Source organism: Kitasatospora purpeofusca (assembly GCF_000718025.1).
GTDB classification, from domain to species: domain Bacteria; phylum Actinomycetota; class Actinomycetes; order Streptomycetales; family Streptomycetaceae; genus Kitasatospora; species Kitasatospora purpeofusca.
In genome coordinates, this window is the sequence record NZ_JODS01000009.1 from 1 (window position 1) to 20,876 (window position 20,876).

Consider the following 20,876-nt stretch of genomic DNA (forward strand, 5'->3'; position numbering starts at 1 on the left):
GGCCCGTCTGCTCCGTCAAGGCCGGCCTCACCAAGTAACACCCCCACCCCCACCACCACGGGGGCGCACCACAACAACGCCGCTGCACCCGACCACCCCCACAGGGGACAGTCAGGTGACCAGCGGCGTCGTGCGTTCCCCCGCAGACAACTCCCGGCCGGTGTCAGACCGCCCGACCACACGCCCAGTCGTAAAGACGGCGCGCACCGTCACCCAGACGGGTCGCGTAGAGCGTGCCGGCACTTCCGCCCGCGAGTTCCTCGGTCGTGGTGGTGACGCCCACGACCGTGCCGGTACCGGTCCGGGGGTCGAAGCCGATCAGGTGGGGGCCTCCGCTCGCCCCGTGCGACATGTCGCAGGACTCGCCCCACAGCAGCGGGGCCGCCGGGCCTTGGCGGGCGGGTCCGGCGCAGTGGATCATGCGCGAGCCGGCGTACTTGGCGGCGGGATCGTTGAGCCGGTCCTTCGGATACCCGAAGGTGTCGACGAACTCGCCCGCCACGGGCCGGGTGAACGCGATCCGCTGGCTTCCGGTGACCTCGGCGACCCGCCGCCCGTCGGCCGAGCGGTTCAGCACGAGCATCCCGGTGTCGTGGCCGGCCGCGGCGACGGCGTCCGAGCTCGTGCCGCCCGGGTCGGCGTCCCAGTGCGAGGAGGTGGCCATGCTCCGGACGCTGAAGCCGCCGAGCGGCTTGGTGCCGTTGCGGTAGCCGGGGACGAAGTACAGGTTGTGCCGCCAGGTGCCCTCGGCGGTGGGGGACCCGACGCCCCGCAGACAGTGCGCGGCGGTGATGACGGTGCTGCGGTTCGCGGCGGTGACGACCGTGGCGGTGCAGCTGCCGTCGTAGCCGTCGGAGAAGGTGAAGAACAGCCGCCCCACGCTGCGCTCCACCGCCCCGCCGTGGGTCCAGACGGCGCCCGGGTCCGGGGTGCCGGCGGGCAGCGGCCGGGGGTCGTCGGGCGTGCGGTCGTCCTCGGGCACGGGCGTGATCTCGGGGACGAGGGCGCCCGCGAGCCGCATCCGGTCGGGGGTCCAGTAGGCGTCGATCCGGTCGCGCTCCTCGGTGGTCGTGGCGCCGGCGTGGGCCGTGACGGACTCGCGTTCCGCGGCGACCGCGGTGGTCGGCAGCAGCGCGGCCGCGGTCGCGCTGAGCAGCAGCGCCCCCAGGAGGGCGCGCCCGCGCGGCAGGGTCCGGTCGGCGCCCGTGGTTCCGGCGGTGGTTCCGGGCGTCTCGGCAGTGGTACCAGGTGTCTTGGACATGGGCGGGACGCTAGCCGCGCCCCGTCAGGCTTCTGTGTGGACGGCGTCGCGGGCGTCCGTCGATCGGGTCAGGATCCGGTAAAGGCGTCTCGGTCGCGTATCGGCGAGCACCGTGGTGGTCGGGCGTATGCGGCCAGCCAGTATCCTTTACGGACTGTCGGGCCTGATGGCACACCAGCACGAGGGAGCGCATCCGTGGCGGACACCGGACTGCTGGCCCACCAGCGGCAAGCGCTGATCGCCGAGATGGTGCGCCGCAGCGGGGCGGTGCGCGTCGCCGAGCTGGTCGACCAGTTGGGCGTCTCGGACATGACCGTGCGACGCGACCTCGACGCCCTGGAGCGTTCGGGCGTGGTGAAGAAGGTGCACGGCGGCGCCGTCTCCGCCTCGGACACCGCAATCGACGAACCCGGCTTCGAGGCCAAGTCCGGCCTGGAGTCGGCCGCGAAGGCCGCGGTGGCCGAGGCCGCCGCCACCCTGGTCGAGCCGGGCAGTGTGATCGCCGTCGCCGCGGGCACCACCGCCTACGCGGTCGCGGCCCGGCTGCTGCACATCCCCCGCCTCACCGTGGTCACCAACTCGCTGCCGGTCGCGGAGCTGGTCCGCTCGGCCGGCGACGAGCACGGGACGGGCGCCCCCTCGCTGCTGCTGACCGGCGGCTCGCCCACGCCCTCGGCCGCGCTGGTCGGGCCGCTGGCCGACCAGGCCGTCCGCTCGCTCCACGTCGACCTGCTGATCCTGGGCGCCCACGGGGTGTCCGAGCGGGCCGGTCTGACCACGCCCAACCTCGCGGAGGCCCAGACCAACCGGGCGCTGGTCGCCTCGGCGCGCCGGGTCGCCGTCGTCGCCGACCACACCAAGTGGGGCGTGGTCGCGCTCAGCGGCTTCGCCACGCTCGACGAGATCGATGTGTTCGTCACCGATTCGGCGCTGAACACCCAGGCCCGGGCCGCCCTGACCGAAGCCGTCGGGGAGCTCGTCGTCGCCCCGGTCGCGGGGGCCTGACCGCCGGTCCTGACCGCCCGTCACCGGGGCGGGAGCCGGACGCCGAGCGGCGGCAGCCGTGCCGGAGCCCGGCGGCCGGGTCAGTAGCCGCCGAACCCGCCGTAGGAGTGCCCGCCGGTGAAGCCGCCGGTGCCGCCCATGCCGGTGCCGCCGAAACTCGGCCGGGGAGCGGAGGCCCGCTGCCCGGGCGGTACGAAGACCGGAACGGGACCGTGCGGGCCGGGCCGCCAGCTGGGCCCGGCCAGATCCTGCCACCACTCCAGGAAGGTCAGGCGCACCTCCCGGGCCAGGCACTCCGCCTCGGTCCCGGCCCTGGCGCGCTCGTCCCACCGGATGTCGACCGGGCTCTCCGCCCGCCGCGCGAAGGCGTTCAGCGCATCCGCCAACTCCCGTGCCGAAACGGACTCCTGATCGACCATCACCGAGCCGTCGAAAGCGGCGGCCACCGCGCCACCCGGTTCCGTCCCCGTCCCCGTCCCTGACAGGTCGATGCGCCGGACGAGGACCGGCTCCCCCGGACCGGCGCTCCGGTACTGCCACACCCGGCGCTGGGCCAGCTCGTCGAGGACCGTCCGGCGGTGCCGCGTCGCCCGCTGCTCGGCCTCCATCGCCGCCCGGCGGGCCGCGCGCTCCTCGGTCACCCGCAGGGCGACCTCCGCCCGAACCGGCCGGTACTCCTCGACGGCCCGCGCCACCTCCAGCGCGAGGACCTGCTGGGCCCGGGCCGACCGTTCGACGGCCCGCCGCTCCCATCCCGGCCAGCGACGCGGCCGGCCGATGCCGTAGCGGATTCCCCGGCCGGTGACGAGGTCGATCTCGATCATGGTGCCGCCGTGCGCCCGGTAGAACTCCTCCAGGGCCCGCGACAGCCGGCCGAGGCAGGCCACGGCGGCCAGCTCCCAGCGCTCGTGCTCGGCCGGCGTGCAGGGCAGCGGCTCGCCCCGGCCGTCCAGGATCCGGTAGACCTCCACCCGTTCCGGCAGCGCAGCCGAGGGATCCGGCCGGAATGCCTGGCCGGCGATCTCCGCCACCTCGAGCCGAACGTTCTCCAGCGACACCCCGGTCCATTCCCTGGTCACTGCCGCGCCCTCCCGTCCTGCTGACGGACGGTGACCCGCCGGAGGCCGCCGAACGGCCCCTGCCCGGGCGGTCACCCGTCACGAGGTGTCACCTGCCCGCCGACGCCGTCCCGTACACGCCCGGGGCGGCCGGCCGACCGACCACCCGTTCGCCGAGCCGCTCCTCAGCAGCAGAACCAAACACATTCAAACGCAATGTGAAATACCACACCCTGTTTTGACGGGCCGTCAAGTGCCCTTCGCTGCCGAGATCAAGCCGTGACATGTCATATGGGGCAAGTGATGACAAGGCCTCCGCGGTTCGCACGCCCTCTTGAGTGACAGGTTCTGACGTGTCTATGCTGCGTTGCTTTCTGTTCGAAAAAGAGACAGAAAGCATCACGGCGACTCCCCTGCCGCACCTCAGCGCCTCCACGCACCCCCACCCACCCCCACTCGCGCCCTGGAGCGCCCATGCGCAGAACTGCGCCGCACCGCCCCCGCACCACGTCCCGCACCACGTCCCGCCCCCTGCCCCTCTCCCTGTCCCGAGCAGCGCTCCGAGCAGTGCCCCGCACGCTGCTCGCCCTGGCCCTCGCCTCGGCCGGACTCGGCACGCTCGCGCTCGGCCCCTCGGCGACCCCCGCCGCCGCCGTCGAGAACGGACAGGCCCTCACCCCGCCGATGGGCTGGAACTCCTGGAACACCCTCGGCACCGCCGTCACCCAGCAACAGGTCCTCCAGACCATCGACTTCATGGTCTCCCGGGGCCTGGTCGCGGCCGGCTACAACACCGTCACCATCGACGACGGATGGTCGCTCGGCCACCGCGACGGGCAGACCGCGAACTTCGCGAAGACCGCCGAGGGCGCGATGCAGCTCTACGACGCCAACCGCAACCCGGTCAGCGGCACCGACGGCAACGGCATCGACCCGACCAGCGGCCACCTGGTGCCCGACCCGGAGCGCTTCCCGGCCCGCACCGTCAACGGCCGGACGCTCAACGGCATCGAGTACCTGTCCTGGTACGCGCACAGCAAGGGCATGAAGTTCGGCCTCTACGCCACCACCACCTACACCACCTGCCAGGGCCGCCCCGGCAGCCTGGGCCACGAGAGCACCGACGCCGCCGACTTCGTCTCCTGGGGCGTCGACTACGTGAAGTACGACGACTGCCCCTACGGGCCGAGGATCGTCGGCCCCGACGGCCACGACTACTACACCCAGGGCATCGGCCGCGAGCTCACCCGCTCGATCTACGCCCGGGTGCAGGACTTCCGCCGGGCGCTGGACGCCGCCTCGGCCGCGCAGAACCGGCCCAAGGTCACCCTGAGCGTGTCCGCCCAGCCGGTGCACAGCGGCGTGCCCTACCTGCTGGCCCCCGACGACCCGGCCCGCACCGACCCGGTGGTGGTCGCCGCCGGCACCCCCGAGCGCGAGGCGCCCGGCTACGCGCCGACCGGCAAGTGGTGCGGCCAGGTCGCCAACCTGTGCCGGATCGGCGGCGACCGGGGCCCGGACCTGGACGGCGTGCTCTACAACGGCCAGTTGCGGACCACGCTCCAGTACCCGGCCAACGTCCGGCCCGGCAGCTGGAACGACATGGACATGATGTTCGCGGGGTGGCTGAACCCCTACGGCATCTACGGCACCACCGACAGCTGCGTGTGCCACAAGCCGATGACCGACGACGAGTCGCGCAGCGAGATGTCCGTCCTCGCCATGATGGCCTCCCCGCTCATCAGCGGCGCCGACCTGCGCACCGCCGCCGACTCCCAGCACAGCTCCCAGGGCTACAACTGGTCCACCGGCATCAGTGATTCGGCCCTGGCGGTCTACAAGAACGCCGACGTCGTCGCGGTGAACCAGGACCGCCTGGGCAAGCCGGCCACCCTCGTCGGCCACGCGCCGAACAACGCCACCGACCCGATCGTCCTCAAGCGCCAACTGGCCGACGGCGACACGGCGGTGCTGCTGATCAACCAGGACCCGTCCGGCTGGCGGAACATCACCACCACGCTGGCCGACCTCGGACTGACCGGCCCCGGCTACACCGCCAAGGACCTCTGGACCGGCGCCACCGGCACCTCCACCGGCTCCCTCGGCGGCTGGGTCCCGGCCCACGGCGTCACCATGTACCGCCTCAAGGCGCTGCCCGCCACCGTCCCGGCGGCGGTCGTCGGCGACGGCCGCTACCACGGCATCAGCGCCGGCGGCACCGGCGGGCAGGTGCTGGAGGTCAACGGCATGTGCTCCGCGCCCGACGGCTCGACCACCGACATCAACACCTGGTGGGACTGGCACACCTCGGAGCAGTGGAAGTTCACCCCGAACCCCGACGGCACCGTCCGGATCACCGACAACTGCGACACGCCCACCCAGACCCACGGCACGCTGACCGGCGGCAGCGGCAACGGCTCGCCCGCCTGGGTGCTCAACCGCTGGGACCCCAACAGCCCCAACCAGAAGTGGCGGGTCACCCAGAACGCCGCCACCGGCGCGCTGACCATCACCAACGTCGCCAGCGGACTCGCCCTGGACGCCCCGCGGTCCGCACCGACGTCCTCCGTGGTGCTCGACCCGCCGAACCCGGCCGCGGCCGGCCAGGCCTGGACGCCGCTGAACTGAGCGGACCGCCGCTCCACCGGCCCCGTCCGGTGTGATCCGCAGGACCCGACCAACCCCCTCCAGCCGGTCCGACCGGTCTGCCGCCAGGCTCCCCCGCCAGGCCGGCCGGTCTGTTTCCCCCGTCCAACTCCGATCCCCCGATGGAGGATTCGTGCGAACCCCCGACGCCCGACCGGCGCGCCGTGCCGCGTCCGCGCTCACCGCACTGGCCCTGTTCGCCGGCGGCGGCGCCGTGACGGTGGGGCTCCAGCTCGCCACCGCACCGGCGGCCGCGGCCCTCGACAACGGCCTCAACCTGACGCCGCAGATGGGCTTCAACAACTGGAACTCCACCTACTGCGGGGCCCAGTTCAACGAGGCGATGATCAAGGGCATCGCCGACATCTTCGTCTCCAAGGGCCTCAAGGCGGCCGGCTACCAGTACGTCAACCTCGACGACTGCTGGGCCCTGCCCCAGCGCGACGCGAGCGGCAACCTGGTGGCCGACCCGGTCCGCTTCCCGCACGGCATCAAGGCCCTCGCCGACTATGTGCACGGCAAGGGGCTGAAGTTCGGCATCTACTCCAGCGCCGGCGACCACACCTGCGACGTCAAGGGTTTCCCCGGCGGGCTCGGCCACGAGCAGCAGGACGCCGACCTGTGGGCGTCCTGGGGCGTCGACTACCTCAAGTACGACAACTGCAACAACAAGGGCATCGACGCGCGCACCCGGTACAAGGCCATGGGCGACGCGCTGAAGAAGACCGGCCGCTCCATCCTCTACAGCATCTGCGAGTGGGGCAGCACCGGGCCGTGGAACTGGGCCCAGCCGGTCGGCAACTCCTGGCGCACCACCGGTGACATCAGCGACAACTGGCAGAGCATGATCTCCATCGCGCAGGCCAACCAGGGCCTGGCGAACTACGCCAAGGCCGGGGCGTTCAACGACCCGGACATGCTGGAGGTCGGCAACGGCGGCATGACCGGCACCGAGTACCGGACCCACTTCAGCCTCTGGGCGCAGATGGCCGCCCCGCTGATGATCGGCACCGACCTGCGGACCGCCGAGCCGGAGACCCTGGAGATCCTCACCAACACCGATGTGATCGCGGTGGACCAGGACCCGCTGGGCAAGCAGGGCGCCGTGGTCTCCCGGGAGAACGGGCTGGTGGTGATGAGCAAGCCGCTGGCGGACGGCAGCCGTTCGGTCACCCTCACCAACGAGGGCTCCTACGACGCCACCATCAGCACCACCGCGCAGGCGGTCGGGATCGGCGGCGCCGAGTCCTACAAGGTCAAGGACCTGTGGTCGAAGAAGAGCAGCACCGGCAACGGCGCGATCAGCGCGGTGGTGCCCGGCCACGGCACGGCGATGTTCCGGGTCACCCCGAGCTCGCCGGTCTCCCCGCCCTCGGGCGTGACCCGGCTGAGCGACCTGCCGTTCACCTCGGCGTCCAACTTCTGGGGCCCGGTGGAGCGCGACCGCAGCAACGGCGACCACGTGGCCGGCGACGGCGGGACGATCACCATCCGCGGCGCCCAGTTCGCCAACGGCCTCGGGGTGCACGCCCCCAGTGAGATCGGCTTCCACCTCGGCGGGACCTGCCGCAACCTGGTCACCGACGTGGGCATCGACGACGACGCCTACGGCCACGGCTCGGTGGTGTTCCAGGTCTTCAAGGACGGCGTGAAGGCCGCCGACAGCGGTCCGGTCACCGGCCAGGACCCGGCGCGACGGCTCACCGCCGACCTCACCGGGGCGCAGGAGCTGAAGCTGGTCGTCACCGACGGCGGCGACGGCACCTCCTGGGACCACGCCGACTGGGCGAACGTCCGGGTCGCCTGCGGCGACGGCCCGGCCGCCGGGACGTACCAGGTCTCCGACCTCAACTGGTCGGCGGCGGGCAACAGCTGGGGCCCGGTCGAGCGCGACATGAGCAACGGCGACAACCAGGCGCGGGACGGCAGCACCATCACCATCGGCGGCACCACCTACGCCAAGGGCCTGGGCGTCAACGCGTTCAGCGAGATCGTCTACTACCTCGGCGGCGCCTGCTCCTCGTTCAGCACCGATGTCGGCATCGACGCCGAGGCCCAGGGCCGCGGTTCGGTCTCCTTCGAGATCTACGCCGACGACACCAAGGTCGCCGACAGCGGCCGGGTCACCTCCGCGTCCGGCGTCAAGCACCTGACGGCGGCACTGGCCGGGGCCAACGAGCTGCGGCTCGTGGTGACGGACGGCGGCGACGGCACCAACAGCGACCACGCCGACTGGGCCGCTCCGGTGCTGACCTGCTGATGCCCGACCGTTGATGCCCGACCGTTGATCCACTGATCCACCTGTCGACCCCCGCCGGCCGCGGCAGCGGACGCGGCCGGCGGGCGACCGCGGGCGCGGTCGAGGGCGGGCGCGGCGCCGGAACCCCGGCGCCGCGCCCGTCCGGCGTCCTCAGACCCTGGTCACGTCACGGGTCCCGGTGCCCGGCCTGACGACGTAGATCCCGGACCCGGGCAGCGTCTCGCGGGAGTCCGCCCGGAGCTGGTCCACGCTGATGGCGGCGGGCCACCGGGTGCGCAGCTCCGACCAGCGGACGCCGGCCAGGTCGACCCCGGCGAGGTCGACCGAGGTGAGGTCGGCGGTGGTGAAGTCGTCCAGGACCTCGGCCAGGAACTCCAGGTCCAGGGTCTCCGGTTCGCCGAGTTCGAGCAGCTCGCCGACCTGCTCGACCAGCACCCGGGACAGGTACTCCACCTCCCGGACCGCCCGGGTGAGGTCGCCGCCGATCACCGCGTACATGAACACCTCGCAGGCGCGCAGGAATTCGGCGATCGCCGGGTGGTCCGCCGTCCGCACCCGCGCGTCGATCGTGGTCACCATCTCCCGCACCAGGAGCTGTCCGACCCGGCGGGCCCGGTCGATCTCCGGGTAGTGGGGTTCGAGCAGCGCCACGATCTCGTGGGCGCGGTCCCGCAGGTCCCAGGCGAGGGCGGCCCGCCGGTCGAGCTCCTGCGCGATGCCCCGGGCGACCCCCTGGGCGGCGAACACCGCCCGCTGCAGCGGCATCCCGTGGTAGCGGCCGAATCCCAGGCCGTAGGTGAGGTCCTGGGCCAGCACCACGGTACGGATCAGCAGGTCCGCGAGGATGGCCGAGGTGACCAGCGGGTGCCCGCGCAGCACCAGTCGCTGTTCGGGGCCGATCAGCTCGAACCGCTGGTGCATCAGGCCGACGTCGTAGAGCGGGGCGGCCGCTTCCTCGAACTCCGTCCTGGCCGTGCCGCGGGACAACACGGACACCAGCCCGGCCTCGATGTCGAGCACGGCGTCCAGGCCCTCCGCCAGCTCCTTGTGACGGGCGCACAGCATCACCTCGCGCAGCCCGGCCTCCACGTCCAGATGGGTGTCGAGCCCGTGCAGGAAGGATTTCCGCAGCGCCGCCATCCGGTCCGAGTAATCACGGGTGCGGCGCTCGGGAGAACCGCGCTCGGCCATCATTCCCCCTCTCGATCGGTCATTCTGCTGGAGACGGCCAGCCTCGCCTTGAACAGGCTGGCGCGGACCGCCGCGGGCCGCATGCCCAGCTCGGCCGCGATCTCCGTCGGCGTGTAGCCGTCCAGCGTCCACGCCAGGACCTGGCGCTGACGGGCGGGCAGGCCGCCCAGCAACCGCAGGATCTCCTGCTCGTCCTCCCACTCGGCGGCACGGCCCGGTGCCGGCAGCAGCGAGGTCGGTTCGAGCGCGAGTTCCTCGATGCTGTCCTCGACCTGGCTGAAGGCGCGCACGAGTTCACGGGACGCGACTCTTCGGCACCAGGCCTCCGGCGACTGGATCCGGTCCCACCGTTCGTACGCCTTGACCATGGTGTCCTGGGCCAGGTCCGCGGCCAGCGCGGCCGGGGCCCCCTGCCACATCAGGAAGGCCACCAGCCGGCGGAGGCAGGTGCGGTAGAAGTACGCGAACTCGCCGTGCCGGGCTCCGGTCCCGCTGCCGTCGGCAGGGGCCGGAAGGTGGCCGAGGGACGCCGCCGACGCGGCCTCCCCCTCCGGGCCGGTCTCACTCATGCGCGCCGCGACTCCGCTCCTCGTGCGGCTCCGGTCGCTTTCGTCGGTCGTCCTCGGACCGGCTCGCGCGGACCGCGAGGACGACCACGACCGGGGGCGGCTGGGGCCGGTCCCGCCGGCGCGGCCGTAACTGCCCCACCAGGGTGACCAGGGCCCCCAGCAACCCCAGTACACCTGCCACCACCGAGCCCGTCACGGGATCCACCAGCGCTCCTGTCGTCGTCGCCACACTTCCACGACCAGGAGGGCCGGCGGGGCGCCCGCGTTAACCGGTCCGGGGATTCTGTTACAGAGCGCCCGGAGCGAACGGGACCCCCGTGCCGGTGCGGCACGGGGGTCCCGGGGCGTCCGCGGCGGGCGGCGGCGTCACCGGCCGAGGCGTCACCGGGTCATGTAGACGCTGTCCATGAAGTCGACGATCTGCTGGTCCGTCAGCCGCTGGCCCTCGCGGTGGCCCATCGCGAGGTCGGCCTCGCTGATCATGCCGACCAGCCGGTCGCCGTCGATGACCGGGATGCGGCGGATCTGGTGCTGCTCCATCTTGTGCAGCACCGCGTCCATGCTGTCGTCCGCGTGGACGCAGTGCAGGTGGCCGGCCAGCTCCATGGCCTTCATCGTCGCCGGGTCCCGCCCCTCGGCGATGCACCGGACGATGATGTCGCGGTCGGTGATGATGCCCTTCAGCTTCTGGTCCGAGCCGCAGATCGGGAGGGCGCCGACGTTCATGTCGCGCATCATCCGGGCGGCGTCGGCGAGGCTCTGGTCGGCGGCGACGCACTGGGCGCCGGCGTGCATGATGTCTCGGGCAGTAGTCACGGGGACTCCTCCTCAGGGTCTCCCCCGAGCACCGGGTGTTCCGGTGCGCCCACCCTACGCACGGGTGCCGGGGGTCCGCGAGCGCATCCGGGGCGGCGGTTGCCGAGCGTGGCCGGGAGGCCGTCGGCGGGTGGGGCCGGGAGGCCGTCGGCGGGCCTGGTGGCAGGCCGTCGCCACGGCGTCGCCGAGGCTCCGGCGGGACGATACTGGGGACGTGACGGAGGAGTTCGCCGGGGCGCCCGGTGCAGTACGGGCGCCGGACCGGACAGCGGTGACGACCACCCCCGACCTGGTCGACGAGGCGGTCCGGGCACGGCCCGCCACCGCGCTGCGCCCCTATGTGGCCTGGTACTCGGGTTACCGCCAACGGGGACTGCCGCCCGCCCTGCACCGGGGCCTGCCGTCCCCGTACCTGACCTTCATCGTGACCTTGGACGAACCGCTCACCATGGCGGGCCACCCGGACCCGGCCCAGCCCCCCGGCCGGTTCGCCACCCTGCTCGGCGGGCTGCACACGGCCCCGGCGCTGATCAGCCACGACGGCCGGCAGTCCGGCATCCAGGTCGCCGTCCACCCGCTGGCGGCGCGGGCGCTGTTCGGGCTGCCGGCCGGGGAGCTCGCCGAACTGGACGTACCGGCGGAGGCGGTGCTCGGCGCGGTCGCCGAGCGGCTCCAGGAGGCCGTGCGGGAGGCGCGGACCTGGCCGGAGCGGTTCGCGGCACTGGACGGCGCGCTGCTGCGGCTCGCGCACCCGTCCGGCCGGGTGCCGCCCGAGGTGCTGCGGGCCTGGGACGCGCTGCGGCGCAGCGGCGGGGCGCTGCCGGTGGCCGCGCTCGCCGAGGAGACCGGCTGGAGCGGCCGGCATCTCCAGGACCGGTTCCGCCGGGAGACCGGGCTCACGCCGAAGGCCGCCGCCCGGGTGATCCGGTTCGACCGCGCCCGGCGGCTGCTGGCCGCGCCCGGTCCGGCGCCCCGGCTGGCGGAGCTCGCGGTGCGCTGCGGGTACTTCGACCAGGCCCATCTGGCGCGCGAGTTCCGCACGCTCGCGGGGTGCGCGCCGACGGTCTGGCTCGCCGAGGAGGGCCCGGACGGGGCGAAGTTCCGAAACGTCCAAGGCGGGGCGGCCGGGCCCGGGCCAGAGTGGGAGGCATGACGGCGGACCGGCCCCACCCGGGCGGGCCGCCCCGAACCGAGGAGGTACCGGCCATGGCCACCGACAACGCGAACACGAGTGGCACCGGCGGCGGGGCGGCGCCCGCCCCGCAGGTCTGGCCCAGTCTGCGGGCCCGTGACGCCCGGGCGCTGATCCGCTTCCTGGTGGAGGCGTTCGGCTTCGAGGAGGTCGTCGCCTACGGCGAGGGCGAGTTCGTGGCCCATGCCGAACTGGCGTGGCCGGAGGGCGGCGGGATCATGCTGGGCTCCGACCGGCCGACTCCCGAGGGCGGCGAGCCCTGGCCCGGCGGCCCCGGGACCTTCACCGGCTACGTGGTGACGGCGGACCCGGACGCCCTGCACGCGCGGGCGGCCGCCGCCGGGGCGCGGATCACCACCGCGCCGTACGACACCGAGTACGGCTCGCGCGACTTCGCCGCCGCCGACCCCGAGGGCAACCGCTGGTACTTCGGCAGCTACCCGGGTGCCCCGCGCCCCTCGGCGGGCTGAGCGGTGCGGGCCGCCGACCGTCCGGCGCCGACCACCGGTCGGCCCGGCCCGGTGCCGGCCGACGGCGGGGCGGCCGTGGAGCGGCTGCGGGCCGTCTGCCTGGCCCTGCCGGAGGTGGACGAGCGGGTCAGCCACGGCGAGCCGACCTGGTTCGCCGGCGTCGGCCGCCGGGCGCGGGTGTTCGTGATGCTCGCCGAGCGCCACCACGACGACCGCCTGGCGTTCTGGTGCCCGGCGGCGGCCGGCGCGCAGGAGTTCCTGGTCGCGGAGGAGCCGGAGCTCTTCTTCCGCCCGCCCTACGTCGGCCACCGGGGTTGGGTCGGCGTCCGCATCGACGTCCCGCCGGTGGACTGGGAGCGGGTCGAGGACCTGGTCGCGGACGCGCACGCCCTGGTGACCGGCGGGGGTGGCGGGCGGCGGCCTTGACCGTCGCCGCCTCGCTCTCTTGATGTAATTTTTAGGTCACCTGACCTAGTTTTTGCGTATGACCACTTCGAAGAGTTCCCCGGCCCCCGACCTCGACAGCCCCGACCTCCTCGGGCCCGACCTCCTCACGCCCGACCCCCGAGGACCGGTCCTGCTGGTCGGCGGCTACGGGACGGTCGGCAGTGAACTCGCCCGCCTGGTCGCGGCCGAGCACCCCGTCCTGCTCACCGGCCGCTCCGAGCAGCGCGGCGCGGACCTCGTCCGCGAACTCGGCGGCGCCCCGCACGCCGCCGTCCGCCGCTGGGACCTCGCCGACCCGACGCCCTTCACCGCGGCGGTGAGCGCCGTCGTCGGCGTCGTCAACGACCCCGACGACCGGGTGCTCCGGGCGGCGGCCCGCGCAGGCGTCCCGTACGTGGACGTCACCCGCTGGACCGTCCGCCTCCAGCGCGCCGCCACCGTGGCCGCGCTGCTGCGCCCCACCGCGCCGGTGCTGCTCTCCTCGGCCTGGATGGGCGGCGTGGTCGGACTCGTCGCGGCCGCGCTCGCCGAACGCCTCGGCGGGGCGGACCGGGTCGAGACCGCGATCCGCTGGGACCTCGCCGACCGGGCCGGCGCGGACTCGGTGGAGTTCATGGACCGGCTGGGGCTGGACTACGAGGTGATCAGCGAGGGCCGGCGCCGCACCGTCGCCCCGCTGACCGAGGCGCACACCGTCCGGATCGGCGACCACCCCACCCGGGTCGCCCGGATCGACACGCCCGAGCAGTTCACCCTGCCGCTCACCCTCGGCACCACCACCGCCACCACCCGGATCGGCTTCAGCTCCGACCTCAGCACCCGGGCCCTGCTGGCCGCCAAGCACACCGGCTTCTTCCGCTGGGGCCGGGGCGAACGCTGGCAGTCCGCCCGCCGCGCCCTGCTGTACTCCCCCGGCGCGGGCGGCACCGCACTGCTGCGCGTCGACGTCGGGCACGCCGGCCGCACCCTCACCGCGGTCGTCGAGGACCGCGCCGGCCAGGCCCACCTCACCGCCGTCGGCGGCCTGCTCGCCCTGCGCCGCGCCCTCGGCTCGGACGGCGCGGCGGCAGCCCCGGCCGGCGTCTCCTTCCCCGAGCAGACCCCCCGGCCGGACCGGGTGGTGGCCGACCTCGCCGCCCTGGGGGTAGCGGTCGACATCGGCTCCGCTCCGGGCTTGGATGCTGCAGCATGAGCACCGCACCCGACCCGACCCCGTCCACATCGTCCGCCGCCCCGGCCCGAGGGCGGGGGCGGAAGGGCGCGGAACGGCGGGAAGCCCTGCTGGACGCCGCCGAGGAGGTCCTGGTCGCCGAGGGCGGCCCGGAGTGGACGATGCGCGCCGTGGCCGCGGCGGCCGGCGTACGGCTGGGCCACCTCCAGTACTACTTCCCCACCCACGCAGACCTGGTCGCCGCCGTACTGGAGCGGGTGCTGCGGCGCTCCGCCGAACGACTGGCGCCCCTGCTCGCCGCCGACGCCGATGCCGATGCCCCCGGGGCAACCGCCGGGGTGGTCACCACCCTGCTGGCCGAACAGGAGGACGCCCGCCTGATGCGGCTGTTCGTCGAGGTGTGGGCCCTGGCCGCCCGCGACACGACCGTGTCCGCGGCCGTCCGCGGTTTCTACGGCGACTACCGGACCCAGGTGACCGCCTTCCTCGCCCGCCGCCACCCCGACCTGCCCGAGGAGGAACTGCGCGCCCGCGCCGGGGTGTTCATCATGCTGATCGAGGGCGCATCGCTGTTCCGCTCCGGAGTGGCGGGCGAACGCGACCCCGCCACCGACGAGGCATTGGTCCGCACCGCCCACGCCCTGCTCGGATCCTGACCTACCCGGGCTTGTCGCGCGAGTTCGATCCCCGTCGCCCACTCCAGCGGTAGAGCCCCCCGGTTCCGAAGTACACACCCGCGCCGCCGGGTCGGTCGTCTTCGGATCCGACGCCGAGGGGCGGATCACCCTGCCGGGCCGGGTCCGCGATCGGATCCGGCGGCTCCGCCGGTGTCCAGGCCGTCGATCGGGGCCCACTCGTGTTCCAGGATCGAGTAGGTGATCGAGTCGCGCCATGCCCCGTGGACGAACACGTGGTCCCGGATCCGGCCGTCCTCGGTCATTCCGGCCCGGAGCAGGGTCCGGGCCGAGGCCTCGTTGAGCGGTGCTCGGGCGGCCCAGATGCGGTGCAGGCCGAGGACGTCGAAGCCGAGGGCGCAGAGCAGGTGGACGGTCTCGGTGCCGAGGCCCTTGCCCCATGCGGCCGGGTGGAGGGCGAAGCCGATGGTGGCGGCCTGCTGCGGCTCGGTGGCCAGGCGGGCGTAGCCGATCAGCCGGTGCTCGCCGCGTCGGGTCACGGCCAGGCAGTACTCGGTACACGGGGTGGCGTGCGCGGAGTCGACGGAGCGGGCAGTGATCGCGTCGACCTGCTCGCGGGTGCGGGGTTCGAAGCTGAGGTGCCGGGTGGCTTCGGGGTCACCGTAGATCGCCAGGAGGTCGCCGGTGTCCGCGGGTTCGACCTCGCGCAGCGCCAGGCTGGGGCCGATCAGGCGGAGTTGGGTCATTGCTGCGGAGCCTGTCCGCCGGGTCACCGGACGAGGGCCGGGACGGGGGCGAAGGCCCCGATCCCCGGGCGCAGGCCGGCCGCCGCGCCGTTCCCTCGGCCCGGTGCCCCGGGCGGGTGTCAGGCCAGGTCGGTGAGGAGTTGGAGGTCCGGCGGGGCGGCCAGCAGGGTGGGGCCGGCGGCGAAGGCCTCGGCCATGTGGGGCGCGGCGAGGTGGGCGTCGAAGTCGGCCCGGGTCGCCCACTGTTCGACGACCACCCAGGACGCGGGGTCGAGCGGGTCCTGGTACGGGCGGTAGAACAGGCAGCCGGGCTCGGCGAGCGTCGGCGCGACCAGGGACAGTGCCTGGGCCCGTACCAGCTCCTCCTGCCCCGGTGCGGCCTTCAGTCTGGCGACAGCGGTGATCGGTCCACTCATTTCGTCCCCCTGGATTCCGGTGATCGTCTGCGATCACCGGTGGCCAACAGGGCCGGGACCGCACCTATTCCGGGCGGCGGGCACCGGCGGGACGGCTCGCGCCGTGCCCCGGCGGCGGGCAGACTGGCCGCGAAGGGCCCGGTGGACCCGGGCCCGCGCGCAGCCCCGGAGGCGGCGATGCCGCAGATGACGGTCGACGGGCGCACCCTCGCGCTCTCGCACCTGGACAAGGTCTACTTCCCGCGGACCGGCACCCTCAAGGGCGAGGTCCTGCGCTACTACGCCGCCGTCCACAGCGCCCTGCTGCCGCACCTGCGCGACCGTCCGGTGTCCTTCCTGCGCTGCCCGGACGGCGTGGCGGCCGAGGTGTTCGTGGCGAAGAACCCACCGCCCGGCACGCCCGACTGGGTGCGCACGGCGGAGGTGCCGAGCAACAGCGGCGAGCTGCGCCAGGTGGTGCTGGAGGACGGCGCCGGGCTGCTCTCGGTGGTCAACCTGGGCTGTCTGGAGCTGCACGTGCCGCAGTGGCACGCCGCCGCGCCCGGGCTGGCGGACCGGTTGGTGCTGGACCTCGATCCGGGCGCGGGGGCGGACGTCCTCACCTGTCGCACCGTGGCCGGGCTGCTCCGCGAGCGGCTCGCGGCGGACGGTCTGGAGGCCTGGGTGAAGACCTCCGGCGGCAAGGGCCTCCATCTGCTGGTGCCGCTGGAGCCCACGCCGAGCGCCCGGGTGTCCGCCTACGCGAAGGAGCTGGCGGCCGAGCTGGAGGCGGCCCGCCCGGAGCTGGTCGTGCACACCATGGCGAAGGCCCGCCGCACCGGCCGGGTGCTGGTCGACTGGTCCCAGAACTCGGCGAAGAAGACCACGGCCGCCCCGTACACGGTGCGGGCGCAGGAGCGGCCGACGGTGTCGGCGCCGCTGTCCTGGGCGGAGCTGGACGCGGCCGGGTCGGCGGCGGAGCTGGTGTTCACGATCGCCGAGGTGCCGGAGCGGCTGGCGGCCCACGGGGATCCGCTCGGGCCGCTGCTGGACCCGGCGCGGGCCCGGCCGCTGCCCGCGGCCGCGCCGCACCGCGCCCGACCCGCGTCCCCGTCCCCGGCCCCGTCCAAGTCCAAGTCCCCGTCCTCGGGCGGCCGCGACCCGGTGGTCCTGACCCCTCCGGTGGAGGTGATGCGCCCGGCCGCCGTGCCCGCCGTGCCGCCGGCGGACGGCCTCGGCGGCGGCGGGGTGCTCTACGAACTGAAGCTGGACGGCTTCCGCTGCGTGGCCTTCGCCCGGGGTCCGGACCGCCCGGCGTTCCTGCAGTCCCGCTCCGGACGGGACCTCGCCGCCGAGTTCCCGCCGATCGCCGCTGCGGTCGCCCGGCTGCCGGCCGGGCTGGTGCTGGACGCGGAGCTGGTCGCCTGGCGCGGTGGCCGGTTCGCCTTCGAGGAACTGCTGCGGACCAGGCGGGACGGGGCCGCCGAGGACGTGGCGCTGGGGCTGATCGCCTTCGACGTGCTCGCCCTGCCCGGCCGGGACGTCCGGTCCCTGCCGCTGGCCGACCGGCGGCGGTTGCTGCTGGCCGCGCTGGCCGAGGTGCCGCCGCCGGTCCAGCCGGTCCTGGCGACCACCGACCGGGCCGAGGCGCTGACCTGGACGGAGCAGCTCGCCGACACCGGCGTGGAGGGGCTGGTCTGCAAGGCCGCCGGTTCGGCGTACCGGCCGCGCGGGGCGGGCCGGGTCTGGGTGAAGTACCGGCGCGGCGACACCGTGGACGCCACCGTCCGCGCCGTGACCGGACCGCCCGCGCGGCCCCGGGCGGTGGTCCTGGAGCTGGACGACGGCCGGGTGCTGCTCTCCTCCCCGCCGCTGTCGCCGCTCCAGTCGCGGCAGGTGGCGGAGCTGGCCGCCGGGCGGCTCGGGGCGCCCGTCCACGATCCGCAGTACGGCGACGTCCGGCCGCTGACCGCCCCGCTGCGGGCCGAGGTGACCGTCACCGGCCGGCCGCCGGCGGCGCTGTTCGTCCGCCTGCGCGGCGACTGAGGACCTGCGCCGTCAGTTCGGTTCCGCTTCTCCCTCGGTGTGGCGGGACGGGACCGGCTCGTGGGCGAGGGCCCACGGCGGGTGCGGGCCGCCAGCCGGCCGGGCGTGCGCGAACTCCGTCACCAGGGCCTCGGTGAAGGCCGGCAGGTCGCTCGGCCGACGGCCGGAGACCAGCACCCCGGGGCCGTCCCGGCAGACGTGGACCGGTTCGTCGGCCCAGTAAGCACCGGCGTTCACCAGGTCGGTTCGGATGCTCGGCGAGGAGGTGAGGGTGCGTCCGCGCACCGCGTCCGCCTCGATCAGCGTCCACGCGCCGTGGCCGGTCACCGCGACCGGCCGGCCGACGGCGGCCAGCTGATGGACCAGGGCCACGGCCGCGCGGTCCAGGCGCAGGCAGTCGGGGTTGGCGACGCCGCCCGGCAGTACCAGGCCGTCGTAGGCACCCGGGTGTGCCAGCGCGACCACGTCGTCGACGGGGAAGGCGTCCGCCCGGTCGAGGTGCCGGTACGCGTCGACGAGTCCGGGGCGGGTGGACAGCAGCCGCGGCGTGCCGCCGGCCTCCGCCACGGCCTGCCAGGGGACGGTGAGGTCCACCTGCTCGACACCTTCGGGAGCGACCAGGAAGGCGATCGTCCGGCCGGTGAGGACGGTCAGCGGCATCCGGGCCACCACCCGGTTCTCCCTCCGCTCACGGACACGGCTCGCACCGGCTCAGCCGCCGGGGCGCGCACCGGACCGGTCCACGCGGTCGGCGGCGGTCGGGCCGCGCCCGGCCAGTTCGACGGCGGCGGGCGGCGGGGCGAGGCGGATCCGGGCGCGCGGGCAGTCCAGGTGGACGACCAGCTCCAGGTGGTCGACCCGGGCGACCGTCCCGATCGGGACCAGCAGCGGGGCGCCCGGCACCCACGGCCTGGTGTCCACCAGCAGGTGGTCCCCGGCGTCCTGGTCGACCCGGCCGAGCGGGCCGTCCGTCGCCTCGACGTCGTAGCCGACCAGGACGAGGTCGGCGGCATGGTGGGAGCCCGGACGGTACTCCCTCAGCTCGGTGGTCATCACGCCTCCGGGTGGTCCCACGGGCGGCGTTCGCGGCGGCCCGGGTCGTCGCGGTCGTCACCCGGGTCGTCGGCCCGACCGGCGCCCCGGCCGTCGCCCCGGTCGTGGTACGGGCCCCAGCTCCGGTGCTCACCGGGCCACGGCCCGCGGCCCCAGTGGTCCCCCCGGTCCGGCGAGCCGTCCGCCGGGTCGACCCGGTGCCGCCGGTGGCGGCGCAGCACGACCGAGAGACCGGCCGCGATCATGACGCTGCCGACCCACACGGCTCCCGTGGCGATCGCCACCACGGCCGTCGGCTTGCGCACCGCGATGCTGAGGCAGAGCGCCGCCATCACCAGCGCCGTCATCAGCACGCCGGTCGGCAATCGGCGGCCGAGGCCGCGCAGCGCGCTCCCGACGCGGTGCGGCCGTTCCGCTCCCATCGTGCTCAACCGCCGGTCGAGGCGGGTGTCCCGGCTCAGATCGCACTCGATCTCGGCGAGGAGCCGCCGCTCCCGTCCGCTCAAAGCGGGTCCGTCCATCTCGGTCACCTCCGGCACGTCCGGTGACGACGACATCCCGTCCGGGCGTCTGCCCGGTGGGGGGTGCGCTAACCGCTCCGGCCCGCGAGGGCGACGGACGCGGCCGGGCGACGGTCGCCGAACGCCCGCGGACGGGCGAGCAGGCTGTCGTCCAGCACACACAACAGGGCCGCGGCGTCGGGGTGCACCTCGGCGGCTCCCGCCGCCCTCACCTCCGCGGCCGTGACACCGGGGCCGGGACCGAGCACCGCGACACAGGGCACTCCGGCCAGCCGCGCGACCCGGACCTCGGGCGCGCTCGCGGCGACGAACACGGCGTGCGACGGTTTGCCGTCGACCAGGTCGAGGGCGACCCGGACCGGATCGCGGCCAGGATCGGTCACGGTGAGTGCCGGGGTCCCGCTCGGGCCGGGGGCGGTCAGGACCACCGTCCAGCCCCGTGCCGCGCACTCGCGCAGCAGGGCGGCGGAACCGCGTGACGTCGCACGCCAACCGGCCCCGAAGAGTGCCGCCGAGACGACTGTCATGGCCCACCGTTCCCGTTCCGCACCACGCACCGGCGCGCCCTTCCAGGTTAGGCCCGCGCCCCCGGGACCGCCCGGCGTCCCGGGTCACTCCGGGTGACGACTCGCAGCTGTCCGGAATCCTCTCGGCGCCGACGCCCGGCCGTGCCAGGATCGAGCCATGATCACCCCGCTCACCGCCCGCCCCACCGCACCGAACGGGGACGGGGAAGGGGACGACTCGCGGAACGGCGGCCTCCGGCGACGCACCCCCGCGCGGACCGGTCCCTGGGGGCGCGCGGCCCCTTCGGTCGCGCCCCCAAGCTCGGGTCGCGGCAGCCCCCGCAACCAGCGGCGGACGGTGACCGCACCGACGCGGAGCGCATCCGTTCCATTGACAGTCCGCCGGAACCGCCCCGATCCTCGCCGGTACGGCCCGGCCACCGAGCAGGGCCGCTCGACGACCGGGGGTGGTCAGCGATGACGGACCAGTGGACAGCGCGGCGCATGCCGCGGGCGGTCAGGTGGGCGGTCGCGGGCGTGTGGGTGCACGCCGCACTCAGCGGATTCGCGGGCCTCGTGCTGCTCGCCGCCCTCGGCCGCAACCAGGGCGGCGAGGTCGCACCGGTACGGTTCATCGCGATGGCCTCCGTCCTGGTGGGCCTGCTGCTCGGCACCTGCGCCGGCCTCGCCTCCCGCCGCGCGGGCTGGACCAGGACCACCGTGGTCGTCGTCGAGGCCCTCTCGGTGGCGACGGCCGCCCTCCTCCTGCTGACCGGCTCCCTCGCCGCCCTCACCGGCATCGCCCTCGGCGCCTTCGTCCTCCGCACCTTCCTCTCCCCCGTCGGCCGCGCCTGGTTCGACGACCAGGCCCCGTCCGGGTGAACCGAC

20 protein-coding genes and 2 pseudogenes are annotated in these 20,876 nt (G+C 74.5%); 11 read left to right on the top strand and 11 right to left on the bottom strand.

Features of this window, described 5'->3' with window-relative positions; translation table 11 throughout:
• Nucleotides 1–163: 163 nt before the first annotated feature.
• Nucleotides 164–1,261 (bottom strand): trypsin-like serine peptidase, encoded by a 1,098-nt coding sequence (locus IF01_RS0115015; RefSeq protein ID WP_244215510.1) that lies wholly within the window; start codon nt 1,259–1,261, stop codon nt 164–166.
• Nucleotides 1,262–1,456: 195 nt separating this feature from the next.
• Between IF01_RS0115015 and IF01_RS0115020 the strand changes: the two genes are divergently transcribed.
• Complete coding sequence (locus tag IF01_RS0115020) at nt 1,457–2,266, top strand: DeoR/GlpR family DNA-binding transcription regulator (RefSeq protein ID WP_030393897.1); 810 nt, start codon at nt 1,457–1,459, stop codon at nt 2,264–2,266.
• 80 nt (nt 2,267–2,346) lie between these two features.
• Here IF01_RS0115020 and IF01_RS0115025 read toward each other — a convergent pair whose 3' ends face one another.
• The gene (locus IF01_RS0115025; RefSeq protein ID WP_157855231.1) at nt 2,347–3,345 is read right to left on the bottom strand and encodes a hypothetical protein; all 999 of its coding nucleotides are present in this window, start codon (nt 3,343–3,345) and stop codon (nt 2,347–2,349) included.
• A 546-nt stretch (nt 3,346–3,891) separates the two neighbouring features.
• Between IF01_RS0115025 and IF01_RS0115030 the strand changes: the two genes are divergently transcribed.
• The 3 genes and pseudogenes from IF01_RS0115030 to IF01_RS51790 all read left to right on the top strand — a co-directional run.
• Nucleotides 3,892–5,952, top strand: a complete 2,061-nt coding sequence (locus IF01_RS0115030; protein ID WP_030393899.1) for an alpha-galactosidase — start codon at nt 3,892–3,894, stop codon at nt 5,950–5,952.
• A gap of 151 nt (nt 5,953–6,103) precedes the next feature.
• Nucleotides 6,104–7,777, top strand: a pseudogene (locus IF01_RS0115035) (NPCBM/NEW2 domain-containing protein); the annotation flags it as partial.
• Nucleotides 7,778–7,813: 36 nt separating this feature from the next.
• A pseudogene (locus IF01_RS51790) lies at nt 7,814–8,230 on the top strand (NPCBM/NEW2 domain-containing protein); the annotation flags it as partial.
• A 150-nt stretch (nt 8,231–8,380) separates the two neighbouring features.
• Here IF01_RS51790 and IF01_RS0115040 read toward each other — a convergent pair.
• The 3 genes from IF01_RS0115040 to IF01_RS0115055 form a co-directional block, all read right to left on the bottom strand.
• The gene (locus tag IF01_RS0115040) at nt 8,381–9,424 is read right to left on the bottom strand and encodes a hypothetical protein (RefSeq protein ID WP_157855232.1); all 1,044 of its coding nucleotides are present in this window, start codon (nt 9,422–9,424) and stop codon (nt 8,381–8,383) included.
• Complete coding sequence (locus IF01_RS0115045; protein WP_051755365.1) at nt 9,421–9,990, bottom strand: RNA polymerase sigma factor; 570 nt, start codon at nt 9,988–9,990, stop codon at nt 9,421–9,423. Before IF01_RS0115045 ends, IF01_RS0115040 begins: the two co-directional genes overlap by 4 nt.
• A 381-nt stretch (nt 9,991–10,371) precedes the next feature.
• Nucleotides 10,372–10,806, bottom strand: coding sequence for a CBS domain-containing protein (locus IF01_RS0115055; protein ID WP_030393904.1), 435 nt, complete (start codon nt 10,804–10,806; stop codon nt 10,372–10,374).
• Between the two features lie 214 nt (nt 10,807–11,020).
• Between IF01_RS0115055 and IF01_RS0115060 the strand changes: the two genes are divergently transcribed.
• Genes IF01_RS0115060 through IF01_RS0115080 form a run of 5 tightly spaced genes read left to right on the top strand, consistent with a single transcriptional unit; the run spans nt 11,021 to nt 14,742 of the window.
• A complete protein-coding gene (locus IF01_RS0115060; protein ID WP_244215511.1) occupies nt 11,021–11,959 on the top strand; it encodes a helix-turn-helix domain-containing protein in 939 nt (312 codons plus the stop codon).
• Between the two features lie 53 nt (nt 11,960–12,012).
• Nucleotides 12,013–12,468 carry a VOC family protein gene (locus IF01_RS0115065; RefSeq protein ID WP_030393906.1) on the top strand — a complete coding sequence of 152 codons (456 nt, stop codon included), beginning with the start codon at nt 12,013–12,015 and terminating at the stop codon, nt 12,466–12,468.
• Between the two features lie 3 nt (nt 12,469–12,471).
• Nucleotides 12,472–12,894, top strand: coding sequence for an MmcQ/YjbR family DNA-binding protein (locus tag IF01_RS0115070; protein ID WP_244215512.1), 423 nt, complete (start codon nt 12,472–12,474; stop codon nt 12,892–12,894).
• A 58-nt stretch (nt 12,895–12,952) separates the two neighbouring features.
• Nucleotides 12,953–14,107 carry a saccharopine dehydrogenase family protein gene (locus IF01_RS0115075; protein WP_051755367.1) on the top strand — a complete coding sequence of 385 codons (1,155 nt, stop codon included), beginning with the start codon at nt 12,953–12,955 and terminating at the stop codon, nt 14,105–14,107.
• Nucleotides 14,104–14,742: a TetR/AcrR family transcriptional regulator gene (locus IF01_RS0115080; RefSeq protein WP_078879977.1), complete on the top strand. Its 639-nt coding sequence runs from the start codon at nt 14,104–14,106 to the stop codon at nt 14,740–14,742. The genes IF01_RS0115075 and IF01_RS0115080 overlap by 4 nt, the downstream gene beginning before the upstream one ends.
• A gap of 125 nt (nt 14,743–14,867) precedes the next feature.
• Here IF01_RS0115080 and IF01_RS0115085 read toward each other — a convergent pair whose 3' ends face one another.
• Together IF01_RS0115085 and IF01_RS0115090 are read right to left on the bottom strand one after the other, a co-directional pair.
• Nucleotides 14,868–15,467 carry a GNAT family N-acetyltransferase gene (locus IF01_RS0115085; protein ID WP_051755369.1) on the bottom strand — a complete coding sequence of 200 codons (600 nt, stop codon included), beginning with the start codon at nt 15,465–15,467 and terminating at the stop codon, nt 14,868–14,870.
• 119 nt (nt 15,468–15,586) lie between these two features.
• The gene (locus tag IF01_RS0115090; protein WP_030393911.1) at nt 15,587–15,883 is read right to left on the bottom strand and encodes a putative quinol monooxygenase; all 297 of its coding nucleotides are present in this window, start codon (nt 15,881–15,883) and stop codon (nt 15,587–15,589) included.
• A gap of 177 nt (nt 15,884–16,060) precedes the next feature.
• Between IF01_RS0115090 and ligD the strand changes: the two genes are divergently transcribed.
• Entirely contained in the window at nt 16,061–17,908 is a 1,848-nt protein-coding gene (gene ligD / locus IF01_RS51350) for a non-homologous end-joining DNA ligase (protein WP_063764215.1), read from the top strand.
• 12 nt (nt 17,909–17,920) lie between these two features.
• Here the strand turns inward: ligD and IF01_RS0115100 are convergent, their stop codons facing one another.
• From IF01_RS0115100 to IF01_RS43915, 4 genes are all read right to left on the bottom strand, one after another.
• Complete coding sequence (locus IF01_RS0115100; protein ID WP_078880003.1) at nt 17,921–18,568, bottom strand: DJ-1/PfpI family protein; 648 nt, start codon at nt 18,566–18,568, stop codon at nt 17,921–17,923.
• A gap of 51 nt (nt 18,569–18,619) precedes the next feature.
• On the bottom strand, nt 18,620–18,961 hold the full coding sequence (locus IF01_RS0115105) for a hypothetical protein (RefSeq protein ID WP_051755370.1): 342 nt from the start codon (nt 18,959–18,961) through the stop codon (nt 18,620–18,622).
• Complete coding sequence (locus IF01_RS46820; protein ID WP_157855233.1) at nt 18,961–19,482, bottom strand: hypothetical protein; 522 nt, start codon at nt 19,480–19,482, stop codon at nt 18,961–18,963. The genes IF01_RS0115105 and IF01_RS46820 overlap by 1 nt, the downstream gene beginning before the upstream one ends.
• Before the next feature lie 68 nt (nt 19,483–19,550).
• Nucleotides 19,551–20,009 carry a hypothetical protein gene (locus IF01_RS43915; RefSeq protein ID WP_030393916.1) on the bottom strand — a complete coding sequence of 153 codons (459 nt, stop codon included), beginning with the start codon at nt 20,007–20,009 and terminating at the stop codon, nt 19,551–19,553.
• Between the two features lie 456 nt (nt 20,010–20,465).
• Here IF01_RS43915 and IF01_RS0115120 point away from each other — a divergent pair, with 456 nt between their 5' ends.
• Nucleotides 20,466–20,870, top strand: a complete 405-nt coding sequence (locus IF01_RS0115120; RefSeq protein WP_157855234.1) for a hypothetical protein — start codon at nt 20,466–20,468, stop codon at nt 20,868–20,870.
• Nucleotides 20,871–20,876 lie beyond the last annotated feature (6 nt).

Coding starts and splice junctions, on each gene's coding strand:
- IF01_RS0115040 (WP_157855232.1), bottom strand. CDS start 9,424: ATGATGGCCGAGCGCGGTTCTCCCGAGCGCCGCACCCGTGATTACTCG.
- IF01_RS0115120 (WP_157855234.1), top strand. CDS start 20,466: ATGACGGACCAGTGGACAGCGCGGCGCATGCCGCGGGCGGTCAGGTGG.
- ligD (WP_063764215.1), top strand. CDS start 16,061: ATGCCGCAGATGACGGTCGACGGGCGCACCCTCGCGCTCTCGCACCTG.
- IF01_RS0115075 (WP_051755367.1), top strand. CDS start 12,953: ATGACCACTTCGAAGAGTTCCCCGGCCCCCGACCTCGACAGCCCCGAC.
- IF01_RS0115065 (WP_030393906.1), top strand. CDS start 12,013: ATGGCCACCGACAACGCGAACACGAGTGGCACCGGCGGCGGGGCGGCG.
- IF01_RS46820 (WP_157855233.1), bottom strand. CDS start 19,482: ATGGACGGACCCGCTTTGAGCGGACGGGAGCGGCGGCTCCTCGCCGAG.
- IF01_RS43915 (WP_030393916.1), bottom strand. CDS start 20,009: ATGACAGTCGTCTCGGCGGCACTCTTCGGGGCCGGTTGGCGTGCGACG.
- IF01_RS0115100 (WP_078880003.1), bottom strand. CDS start 18,568: ATGCCGCTGACCGTCCTCACCGGCCGGACGATCGCCTTCCTGGTCGCT.
- IF01_RS0115085 (WP_051755369.1), bottom strand. CDS start 15,467: ATGACCCAACTCCGCCTGATCGGCCCCAGCCTGGCGCTGCGCGAGGTC.
- IF01_RS0115045 (WP_051755365.1), bottom strand. CDS start 9,990: ATGAGTGAGACCGGCCCGGAGGGGGAGGCCGCGTCGGCGGCGTCCCTC.
- IF01_RS0115080 (WP_078879977.1), top strand. CDS start 14,104: ATGAGCACCGCACCCGACCCGACCCCGTCCACATCGTCCGCCGCCCCG.
- IF01_RS0115105 (WP_051755370.1), bottom strand. CDS start 18,961: ATGACCACCGAGCTGAGGGAGTACCGTCCGGGCTCCCACCATGCCGCC.
- IF01_RS0115015 (WP_244215510.1), bottom strand. CDS start 1,261: ATGTCCAAGACACCTGGTACCACTGCCGAGACGCCCGGAACCACCGCC.
- IF01_RS0115090 (WP_030393911.1), bottom strand. CDS start 15,883: ATGAGTGGACCGATCACCGCTGTCGCCAGACTGAAGGCCGCACCGGGG.